The 8084-nt window shown below is 48.9% G+C and carries 7 protein-coding genes; 5 read left to right on the forward strand and 2 right to left on the reverse strand.

Going from position 1 to position 8084, the window contains the following annotated elements; genetic code table 11:
* The coding region (locus NTW95_06680) for a hypothetical protein (protein MCX6557102.1) at positions 1-461 on the forward strand (461 nt) is incomplete at its 5' end.
* A gap of 4 nt (positions 462-465) precedes the next feature.
* Here the strand turns inward: NTW95_06680 and NTW95_06685 are convergent.
* Together NTW95_06685 and NTW95_06690 are read right to left on the reverse strand one after the other, a co-directional pair.
* On the reverse strand, positions 466-1929 hold the full coding sequence (locus NTW95_06685) for a polysaccharide biosynthesis C-terminal domain-containing protein (GenBank protein ID MCX6557103.1): 1464 nt from the start codon (positions 1927-1929) through the stop codon (positions 466-468).
* Complete coding sequence (locus NTW95_06690; GenBank protein MCX6557104.1) at positions 1929-3083, reverse strand: AAA family ATPase; 1155 nt, start codon at positions 3081-3083, stop codon at positions 1929-1931. Before NTW95_06690 ends, NTW95_06685 begins: the two co-directional genes overlap by 1 nt.
* A 229-nt stretch (positions 3084-3312) precedes the next feature.
* Here NTW95_06690 and NTW95_06695 point away from each other — a divergent pair, with 229 nt between their 5' ends.
* The 4 genes from NTW95_06695 to NTW95_06710 all read left to right on the forward strand — a co-directional run bounded on the left by NTW95_06695 (position 3313) and on the right by NTW95_06710 (position 7649).
* Positions 3313-3699, forward strand: a complete 387-nt coding sequence (locus NTW95_06695; GenBank protein ID MCX6557105.1) for a hypothetical protein — start codon at positions 3313-3315, stop codon at positions 3697-3699.
* A 404-nt stretch (positions 3700-4103) separates the two neighbouring features.
* Positions 4104-5408, forward strand: a complete 1305-nt coding sequence (locus NTW95_06700; GenBank protein MCX6557106.1) for an ATP-binding protein — start codon at positions 4104-4106, stop codon at positions 5406-5408.
* 167 nt (positions 5409-5575) lie between these two features.
* Positions 5576-6703 carry a glutamine synthetase III gene (locus NTW95_06705; GenBank protein MCX6557107.1) on the forward strand — a complete coding sequence of 376 codons (1128 nt, stop codon included), beginning with the start codon at positions 5576-5578 and terminating at the stop codon, positions 6701-6703.
* 100 nt (positions 6704-6803) lie between these two features.
* Positions 6804-7649: a hypothetical protein gene (locus NTW95_06710; GenBank protein ID MCX6557108.1), complete on the forward strand. Its 846-nt coding sequence runs from the start codon at positions 6804-6806 to the stop codon at positions 7647-7649.
* Positions 7650-8084 lie beyond the last annotated feature (435 nt).

The following is an 8084-nucleotide window of genomic DNA, read 5'->3' on the forward strand; positions in this document are numbered from 1 at the left end:
TGGCGCTCATTCCTGATCAATACGGGATCAAGCCGCTTGGATATGTCGTGCGCGGCAATGGAAATTTTGCTTCAGGCGCTGAAAAAGCGGAGCGCTTGGCTTTACTGGATATGCTGCTGGCCGCCGGGGCGGATATTGAGGAAGCAGATTATTATGGGTATGGGTTGTCCGTCATCTTTTTTGCTAATGGGCGTTTCGCCCCGGATATGGTCGAAGCCCTGCTGGCCCGGGGCGCGCAGGTGAACCGCAAATCCCTGACCGCCTATCCCGACAGTTTCTGTGACAATGATTTTACTTTGCCGGCAGGCTCGACGCCGCTGGATAAATATCAAGCCTTGCTGGAAGTCGTGCCCGCGGATGATGATTTTAAACCGTTCAGAGAAAGCATCGTCGGCATGATCGGGGTCCTGAAAAAACACGGTGCCCACAATGGAGCCTGGGCGACGCGACCGCAACCGTAAAAAACTACCTGAAGCGGAAAAACATTTTGCCCAGGCGCCGCAGTTCGTCTTTTTTCACGATCTGCAAGGCTATAAGCGCGGCGCCGAACGCGCCCAGCATCGCCAATTTAATTAAAACGCTCAGGCCGCCGTGATAGTATAGGTAGTAATAAATGGCTCCGCTGATGAAAATCGCAGCCAGGATTTTGAATATTTTTCCATATTCGTAAGGGATAGGATAGAATTTCTGGGCGAAATAGAAAATCCCGGCCGCCATCACCAGGTAGCTGGCCAGGGTGGCCAGCGCCGCGCCGACGATGCCCAAGGCGGGGATCAGCAGCAGGTTGGCCGCCACGTTGACCACGGCGCCGGCGCCGGTGATGTACGGAAAATACTTCGTCTTTTCCTCGATGTACAACCCGGCCTGGAGGTTGACGTAGATGCCGTTGAACAGGTAGGCCAGCAGAATGATCGGCACCACGACCAGGCCGGGCAGGAAATGCTTTTCGATGAGCGTGCTCCCGGGGCCGATCCTGAGCCGGGCCAGGTTCTCGATTGACAGGGAGATGACGATCCACAGCAGGCTCGCCGTCAGCACGAACAGCGTCATCACTTTGGCGAAGATTTCCCTGGCATTTTTCTCCCTGGCGTTGTTAAGAAAAAAAGGTTGCCAGGCGTACTGGAACATCGAGACGACCAGCATCATGAAAATGCCGAGCTTATAGCCCGTCTGATATAAGCCGAGCGTGTCGGCGTTGGTCATGGCCAGGACCACCGGGCGGTCGATGACCTGGACCATGGTCGCGGCCAGGCTGGCCGGCAGGTAGGGGAGTCCGAAGCGCAGCATCCGTTTCAGCTCGACGCCGTCGATGCGGATGCGCAGCCGCTTGACTATTTCCGGCGCGACCAGGAGCAGGGTGACGGCTGAAGCGGCCAGGTTGGCGGCGAAGATGGCCTCGATGCCCCAATGGAATTTAATGAAGAAGAGCAGGTTGAGCCCGAGGTTGATCAGGATGTTGGCCAGCTTCAAGGCGGCGAATTTCCCGGCTTTGCGCTCCAGGCGCAGGTTTGCGAAGGGAACGAGGGCCAGGGTGTCGAAGAGCAGGATCAGGATGACATAGTAGATCAAGCGCGAGTAGCGGGCCGGAACGGCCATCAGCTGGCCGAAGGGAATGCGCAGCAGCAAAAGCAGCGAGGTCAGGGCCAGGGTCGACAGGCAGACGAAAACATAGGCGGTGGAAAATACTTTTTTCTTCTCCTCCGCACCGGCCAGCGAACTGTACTTCATGAAGGCCGCGTCCATGCCGTAAATATAGAAGATGTTCAGGAAGGCCAGGTAGGCGTAGATGTTGGTATAGATGCCCATGTCGGCGCGGGAGATGAAATGGGTGTAGAAGGGGACGAGCAGGAAATTGAGGAAGCGGCCGACGATGGTCGAGATGCCGTAGATCGCCGTATCCTTTCCCAACTCCTTTATCTTTTTAAGCATTAAAAAATGTCTCCCTGCCAGAGCATGGCACAGAATTGCTGCCAGGGAATAATTTGGATGCTATTTTGGAGTTTCCTAGGGAAAGGGTCCCGGGAAACAATAAAATACTGGCGGCATTTTGCTTCCTGGCTGAACAGATGCAGCCCTTTGGTCCGCTCTCCCGCGTGGTCGGAAGATTTGATTTCGATTGCCGCCTCTCCGTCGCCAATGATCAAATCGACTTCAGCGCCGTTGGTCGTCCGCCAGAATGACAGTTCCAGATTTTTTTGGCTGTAATGGTTGTAAGCCCAGCACTCCTGCAGGATGAAATGCTCAAAAGCCCTGCCGTATTCATTCGTCCCCGGAGTAAGCGAACGGTAGTTCAAGAGACCGCTGACAATGCCGACATCGAAAAAATAAAACTTGGCTGTATCGATCAGTCGTCGTTTTTTAGATTGTTTCCAGGGGAGCAGCCGTTTGCCGAGCAGTGTGTCTTCAAGGATCTGATAATATTCGCGGATAATTTTTGCCGAAACACCCGCTTCACGGGCGGCGTTGGAATAGTTAAGCAGCATGCCGTTGGTCAAGGCCGCGGATTTCAGGAATAGGCTGAAGGCGGGCAGGTTACGGGTCAGTGCTTCAGCTTGGATTTCCTCTTTCAGATAGTCGTTGATGTAAGCTTGCAGGTCCATATGGAAATCGGAAGACAAATAATGGGCAGGGATAAACCCTGAACATAGCGCCTTGGACAAATCCAATTGGTTGCCGATTTCCTTGCTTACCAGTGGGAACAGCTCATAGCGCCAAGCGCGGCCTCCCAAAAGACCTGTGTTGCTGCGTTTCAGTTTGCGGGCGCTCGAACCGGAAAGGAGGAATTGATAGCGTTTGTTTTCGATGAGCCAGTGGATTTCGTCCATCAGGTGCGGAATTTTTTGCACCTCGTCGATGACGATTGTTTTTTTCGTTTGGGCGGCGATCATTTGCCGTAGTTCTTTGGGGTTTTGGCTCAGCCGTAAAAAGAGATCGAAGTCGAGCAGGTCAATCCAAAAAGCGTTGGCGAATTGCCGGCGTAGAAGTGTGGTTTTACCGGTTTTTCGCGCGCCCCATAGAAAAGCGGACTGTCCAACCGGCAGGTTGATGTTTAGAACTCTAGGCAGGAATTTCTTACTATTCATAATCCAATAATATGATAATCTGCCCGACAAGTCAAATTATCTGTGATAATCCGCCCGACAAGTCAAATTATCCGCGATAAGCAGGACAACCGGCTGTCGAAATTTCACTGGATAAAACTGCGGGAAATAGCCGTAAAAATACCATTCAGGATTTTCAAAAGCGTTTATAGGGATAACCTTGATAAAGAAGTTTATTGACATTCCCAGGGTGAGCAATTAAAATCGAATCATGGATTGGAAGCGATCTTTACCCGGTGATCTTTTCTATGTATCCCAAAATGGATTGGTGATTCCCCGTTACATTTCAAAACCTTTGTTTTCATTTACATTATTTACATTCATTTTCTTAATGTTTGCTGTTCTAACATTAGTGATTCCCTTAGGACACGGTGATTCGATACTCTTTATTCCCGAAAGCCACCATTCTCAATTTCAATTTGTACGTGACGTGACTGCAATAGATTCCCTTGTTATTGTCTACATGTCTAGTAGTTCAGAAATTTGGATCAGTAGTGAACGGATCGATAATCCTGATTTGCTTACACTTTCGGATGAACTATCTCGTCAGTTTCTAAAAAAGAAGGATTGGATTAAAAAATTGAAGGTATCTTTTTAAACGAAAAAATATTTCTTATATGCGGGATTTATTGGCAACAACAAAAAATTATTTTTGCACATTGATTGTAGTACCCCATGGGGAAAGGTGGTTGATTTGTTGAAGGCGGCTCAGGCGGCGGGTGTCCGCGATGCCTGCTTCCTGACCGAGGAAGCTTATGACCCGAGTGAATCCAAGGCTGCGTCTTAGCAGTGAATATTGGTGGAATGGTGTTGCGATAAGGTAGGGGCAGGCCCTTTAGCACAAATCATCCGCCGACTTTGGCGGATTTGATTTGTCTGTCTCCGAAGGGGGGTCCGCTACAATTTTTCCAAACATTCGGCCGGGTCTTCCTTGACCTTTGGCGCATTTGACATTTAATTGGAGATAAATTAACATCAATTTGACAAATATATGGAGATATTATGAAAAGAGATAATTATCAGGATTTGCTGATGTGGAAAAATCAAACCAATAGAAAACCCTTATTGGTCCAGGGAGCTCGCCAGGTTGGCAAAACCTATCTCGTGAAGGAATTTGCCAGGAAAGAATATAAGGATTTCGCCTATTTTAATTTTGAAGAGACACCGCAACTGGCTTCCATATTTGAATCTTCCCTGGAGCCCCAAGTTCTATTGGAGTTATTGAGTGCATTTTGGGGCCGCAAAATTCAAAAAGATCATACCCTGATATTTTTTGATGAAATTCAGGAATGCCCTCGAGCCTTGACCAGCCTGAAATATTTTTCCGAGCAAGCTCCTGAATACTCAGTTATTTCTGCCGGGTCTTTATTGGGGGTGGCAATTGGAAAAACATCCAGTTTCCCTGTTGGAAAAGTCAATTTCCTTACCTTATATCCCATGAGCTTTTTTGAATATTTGGCTGCCATGGGCGAAGAGTCCCTGTTGGAATTATTATTAAGAAAAAAGGATTACAACTCTTTGGCGGAAGCATTTCATGACAAGCTATTGAGACATTTAAGGTACTACTTGTATGTCGGCGGTATGCCGGAAGTAATTGCCGCCTATTCATCCAGTCGTGATATTGCGGTTGCCCGCTCCATACAACGGGAAATACTAAACGCCTTTGAACGGGATTTCTCCAAGCATACCTCTACAGCGGAAGCCATAAAAAACTCTGAGGTCTGGCGGTCCATCCCCAGACAATTGGCCAAGGAAAACAAAAAATTTATTTATGGGGACGTGAAAAAGGGCGCCCGGTCATCGCGCTATGAATCGGCTGCGGAATGGCTTCGAAAAGCCGGTTTGATTCATTTATCCTATCATTTGGAAACGCCCAAACAACCCCTGTCTGGCTACGCCGAAAATGACAAGTTCAAAATATATTTGCTGGATCCGGGTTTATTGGGAGCAATGCTGAATATTCCCTCGCGGATGATTGTTGAAGGAGACAGGCTTTTTTCGGAATATTACGGAGCGTTTGTCGAAAATTATGTAGCCAATGAACTTACGCGCTTGAATATTGTCGACCGACTTTATTACTGGACCAGCAAAAGTGATGCGGAAGTCGATTTTATTATTTCTCGAGCGGATGGTATTTTTCCTCTGGAGGTAAAAAGTGGACAAAGCCGGCATGCCAAAAGCCTCCGGGTGTACTCACAAAAATATTCACCACCCCATATCTATCGAACCTCCACAAGAAATTTTACCAAAGATAATGACTTTATTCATTTACCCCTCTATGCCGTTGCTCTCATTGGCAACCTTTAATTTACCGATCAAGCTCTAATTAAAGGTATGTCCCCGGAAGGAGGGTCATCGCCATTATCTTTTGACAATCAGGTTAAAATCGGGTATAAAGCAATTTCAGCTCGCCAAAATCACTGTAGATTGTTTTGGGAAAAATTGCAGAGATTTAAAGATTGCCAGGAGGGGAGATGAAAGAAAAATTCGCCAGCCACGTATTCGACCTGGAGAAGATGAAGCAGGCTTTGCCGCCTACGGTATTCAAAAAACTGTTACGCACGGTGGACCAGAAAAAGTCGCTCGATGCCGAAGTGGCCGATTCCCTGGCCCGCGCCATCAAGCAATGGGCCGAGGCCATGGGCGTCACCCATTTCACCCACTGGTTCATGCCTTTGACCGGGCTGACCGCCGGCAAGCAGAACACCTTCCTGGAATGGGATGACAACCGCAAGATCATTTCGCATTTTTCCGGACGCGACCTGGTCAAGGGGGAGCCCGACGCCTCGTCGTTTCCTCACGGCGGCATGCGCTCGACTTTTGAAGCCCGCGGTTACACGGCCTGGGATCCCTGTTCCCCTGTTTTCGTGGTCAAAAACCGCAAGAATTGCGTCCTCTTCATTCCCTCGGTTTTTTACGGCTACAACGGTTGTGTGCTGGATAAAAAAACTCCGTTGCTGCGGTCATTGCGGCTGATCAATGACATCGCGCTTAAAATTCTGGCCAAATTCAACCAGCGGGCAAGCTGGGTGAAAAACATGGTCGGCGCCGAGCAGGAGTTTTTCCTGGTCCATGAAAAGGACTTTCAGAAACGGCCCGACCTGAAAACCGTAGGCCGGCTGATCTTCGGCGCGCGCCCGCCCCGCGGACAGCAGATGGGCGACCACTATTTCGGCGCCATCCCCGAAGCGGTGCTGAACTTTCTTGCCGATGTGGAGGAGGAGGCTCTGAAGCTGGGCATCCCGGTGAAGACGCGGCACAATGAGGTGGCCCCCAACCAGTTTGAAATCGCTCCGCTGTACGAGGAAGCCAATATCGCCGCCGATCATAACCAGCTGCTGATGGACCTGCTGACCCGGATTGCCCGTAACCACGGCATGGTTTGCCTGCTCCATGAGAAACCTTTTGTTTGTTTCAACGGCAGCGGCAAGCACATCAACTGGTCGTTGATGGATAATCAGGGGCGCAACCTGTTCGCCCCCGGCGATACCAAGAATTCGCGGCTGGTCTTCTTGTGCTTTTTAAGCGGATTTATTTGCGGCATGAACCGCTTCCATGACTTGGGCTTCCCCGGGCAACGAACTGCGCTTGGGAGGTCATGAAGCGCCGCCGGCTATCATTTCTGTCTTTTTAGGGGCAGAATTGCAGGGAATAATCGATGATCCACAAGCTTTTGTAGCCGGAAAATTCAGAAAATCGAAAATGGTCCGCTTCGAAGAATTCGTGCCGGCGATCCTCCACGATCTCTCCGATCGCAACCGCACGTCACCCGTGGCATTCACCGGGAACAAGTTCGAGTTTCGCATGCCCGGATCGTCGGCTTCGCTGGCTTTCCCGATCTCAGTGATCAACCTGCTTGTCGCTGCCGGTTTAACGGAAATATACAAGGCCATTGAGAAAACCAAGGACGAAAAAGCATTGATCCTTAAATTGCAGCATGTAATCCATGAAAACTCGGGCATTATTTTTGCCGGCGACAACTATAATTCTGACTGGCATAAGGAAGCCCGTAAACGTAAATTGTATATACCGGTTTCGGTGCCGGAGACGGTTGATCGTTTGAAAGAAGAAAAAAATATGCGCTTGTTCGAAGCATTTGCCATCCTGTCCCGCGAAGAGATCAACGCCCGCGCCGACATCAAAATCGAAATCTATGTCAAAACCGTGGAAATGGAATTGCGCGTCGCCCGCAATCTTTTGCGTGCCTATATCATTCCAGCGGCGCTTAAAAACCAAGCCATGCTTCTGAATGCTATTCGTCAGTTTCCGCAGGAAATCTTGGCCAAGAAACCGGCCATGCTCAAAAATCAATTCGCATTTATCGCCAATTTTACTGAAAAGATTAACCGGGCAATGGAAACGGTATCCTTGTTGGATGAAGATAATGACAAACTGAAAAAAGGAACTGATCGTACTCGGGCGCAATTTTGTACCAAATTCATCCGGCCGCACCTGGCCGAAGCGGCCATACTGGTCGAAAAGATCGAAGAGCGGGTGGACCGCGAATTCTGGACGCTGCCGCGCGTCACCGACATGCTGTTCCGGTAGTCACACTATAGTCACACTAGATAGGTTTCGTTACCTTTCGGGCACTACAAAACCTATAGTGTGACTATCTAGTGTGACTATCCCCGAAGGGGATATACAAATCAATCTCTCACCCGACGGTTCGGGATGATTTGAATTAAACCAACACTAGATGTTTTTGCACTATGGTTCCACACAGAATGATTGTTCTGTGGAACCATCTAGTGCAAAAACATAGTGTTGGTATGAAAAAGACACCGTGTGTAGGGGTTTGATTAATCAAACCCCTTGTATATTACTCTTTGTAAATATTTTAAGTATTAAAATATTTCCAAACGCCCCGATGTTTTTTATGACCGTTAACCCCTTGAGCTGAATGTTCGATCGTAGCAAGGTCTATCGGGGCTTTGCCAACATGGATGGTTTTCTGGTAATACATGTAGCTGTGGTGGTGAA

The organism is Candidatus Aminicenantes bacterium, assembly GCA_026393795.1.
Taxonomy (GTDB): domain Bacteria; phylum Acidobacteriota; class Aminicenantia; order UBA2199; family UBA2199; genus UBA2199.

Bases quoted from the DNA above. Each gene is read 5' to 3' on its own strand.
- NTW95_06685 (MCX6557103.1), bottom strand. From the start codon at position 1,929: ATGCTTAAAAAGATAAAGGAGTTGGGAAAGGATACGGCGATCTACGGC.
- NTW95_06690 (MCX6557104.1), bottom strand. From the start codon at position 3,083: ATGAATAGTAAGAAATTCCTGCCTAGAGTTCTAAACATCAACCTGCCG.
- NTW95_06695 (MCX6557105.1), top strand. From the start codon at position 3,313: ATGGATTGGAAGCGATCTTTACCCGGTGATCTTTTCTATGTATCCCAA.
- NTW95_06700 (MCX6557106.1), top strand. From the start codon at position 4,104: ATGAAAAGAGATAATTATCAGGATTTGCTGATGTGGAAAAATCAAACC.
- NTW95_06705 (MCX6557107.1), top strand. From the start codon at position 5,576: ATGAAAGAAAAATTCGCCAGCCACGTATTCGACCTGGAGAAGATGAAG.
- NTW95_06710 (MCX6557108.1), top strand. From the start codon at position 6,804: ATGGTCCGCTTCGAAGAATTCGTGCCGGCGATCCTCCACGATCTCTCC.